Genomic DNA, 2,375 nt, shown 5'->3' on the forward strand with positions numbered 1-2,375 from the left:
GATTGGGAATAAATCGGTTAAGTAATCACGTAATACGTTACCTGTGACAGAAATAGTATCTTCACCATTACCACAGCGGGCTAACGTGTAGTTTGCAGCTGATACTGGATCTTTGATAAGGATTTCTAGACCGCTCGTATCGTGATCTTTTAAGTAACGTTCAACTTTCTTAATCATCTGTGCATCATGGCCACGGTTTTCATCTAACCAGAATACCGCTGGTGTGTTGGTCGCACGAGCACGCGTTACCGCTAGCTTCACCCAATCTTGGATAGGGATATCTTTCGTTTGGCACATGCGCCAGATATCGCCTTCTTCCACGTCATGTGACATTAATACATCACCGTTTTCTGCTAAAACGTTTACCGTACCATCAGCTGGAAGAATAAAGGTTTTATCGTGAGAACCATATTCTTCGGCTTTTTGTGCCATTAGACCAACGTTAGGGACAGTACCCATAGTCGTTGGGTTAAATGCACCATTGGCTTTACAATAATCCACAACAGACTGGAACACACCTGCATAGTTACGATCAGGGATCATGAACTTAGTGTCTTTTTGCTTGCCGTCTGGTCCCCACATTTGCCCTGAAGCACGAAGTGCTGCTGGCATAGATGCATCAATAATGACATCACTTGGTACGTGCAGATTAGTAATACCTCGATCTGAATCAACCATTGCCATATCAGGGCGAGTCGCATATACCGCTTCGATATCAGCTTCGATAGCTGCTTTTTGGTCAGCTGGTAACTGTTCGATTTTCGCGTAAACATCACCTAAACCGTTATTCACATCGACACCTAAATCAGCAAATGTTGCAGCGTGCTTCGCGAATACATCTTTGTAGAACACAGTGACAGCATGACCAAAGATAACTGGATCAGAGACTTTCATCATCGTGGCTTTCATGTGCAATGATAATAAAACGTCTTGCTCTTTGGCCGCTTCAATTTCTTTTTCATAAAACGCGACTAGCGCGTTTTTGTTCATGACAGATGAATCAATGATTTCGCCGTCAAGTAACGCTAAATCAGATTTCAATACTGAACGAGTGCCGTCTTTAGCCACGAACTCGATACTAACGCTTTGTGCTTTATCAATCGTTACTGACAACTCAGAACCGTAAAAATCACCACCATCCATATGTGCTACATGAGATTTACTGTCAGCAGACCAAGCGCCCATTGAATGTGGGTTGGTACGTGCGTATTGTTTAACTGAAGCTGGTGCACGGCGATCAGAGTTACCTTCTCGTAATACAGGATTTACCGCTGAACCTAATACCTTTGCATAAGTCGCTTTAATCGCCTCTTCTTCCGGTGTTTTAGGTGACTCAGGGTAATCAGGTAAGGCATAGCCTTTTGCTTTTAATTCTTCAATTGCCGCTTGTAACTGCGGGACAGAGGCGCTGATGTTAGGTAATTTAATGATATTCGCTTGTGGCGTCTTCGCTAATTCACCTAGCTCAGCTAAGTGATCACCTACTTGCTGTTCGGCAGTCAAGTATTCAGGGAAATGCGCAATGATACGAGCTGCTAAGGAAATATCACGAGTTTCCACATCTACATTAGCCGCAGATGCAAATGCTTCAACGATAGGTAAAAGAGAATATGTTGCTAATGCCGGCGCTTCGTCCGTAATGGTGTAGATAATGTTAGAGGTTGTCATAATCTTCCTAATTTCAATTCAACTCGATAAATATAGCGGCATAATATATCCTACTTTAGTACTGATTTGTAGCAAATTATTATTACGTAATACTCTATTTTATACGAAAAATGTGATGTTTGAGCGACTAAACATATTCCTTTAAATAAGATGTAACAACGCGTCGAGCAAGCAATACATTAATAAATATGCTGTATGCGTGAACTAAACTATCATACCAAATGCTTATACATTTCTGAAAATGCTTGTCACGCTTGCATTGCACCTTTGATATGGATATCGCTAAAAGCTATTGCCCTGTTCTCTTTTGCCGTTATAATGCTAGAAGATTAATAACTACATCACTAAATGGAGAACTTCTCGTGAAATTAAAACAGTTGATCACTATGGCTGTCGTTGCATTAACTTTGTTTAGTGTACAAGCATTCGAAACAAACGATGATATTAAAAATCGTATCAAACCAGTAGGTAACGTCCATGTAGCACGTGCCGCCGCGGCTGGCCCAGCAGCAGATGCAGGTCCTCGTTCTGGTAAAGATATATATAATGGTGCATGTGCTGCATGTCATGCCGCAGTGTATTAGCGCACCTAAGACACAAGATGCGGGTGATTGGGGTCCACGTTTAGCCGATAAAGGCGTGACGTGTATGGGAAAGTGCGATTTCAGTATTAATGCAATGCCACCTATGGGTGCATGTGGTAACTG

2 protein-coding genes are annotated in these 2,375 nt (G+C 42.1%); one reads left to right on the top strand and one right to left on the bottom strand.

The features are described 5' to 3' along the window. Positions 1-1,668: NADP-dependent isocitrate dehydrogenase (locus G2999_RS04345; protein WP_010179118.1), on the bottom strand; the 1,668-nt coding region annotated here is incomplete at its 3' end. Between the two features lie 362 nt (positions 1,669-2,030). Between G2999_RS04345 and G2999_RS13675 the strand changes: the two genes are divergently transcribed. Continuing rightward, positions 2,031-2,252 (top strand): hypothetical protein, encoded by a 222-nt coding sequence (locus tag G2999_RS13675; protein ID WP_010179120.1) that lies wholly within the window; start codon positions 2,031-2,033, stop codon positions 2,250-2,252. Positions 2,253-2,375: the final 123 nt, after the last annotated feature.

It is taken from the genome of Glaciecola sp. HTCC2999 (assembly GCF_000155775.1).
In the GTDB taxonomy this organism is placed as follows: Bacteria; Pseudomonadota; Gammaproteobacteria; order Enterobacterales; family Alteromonadaceae; genus Opacimonas.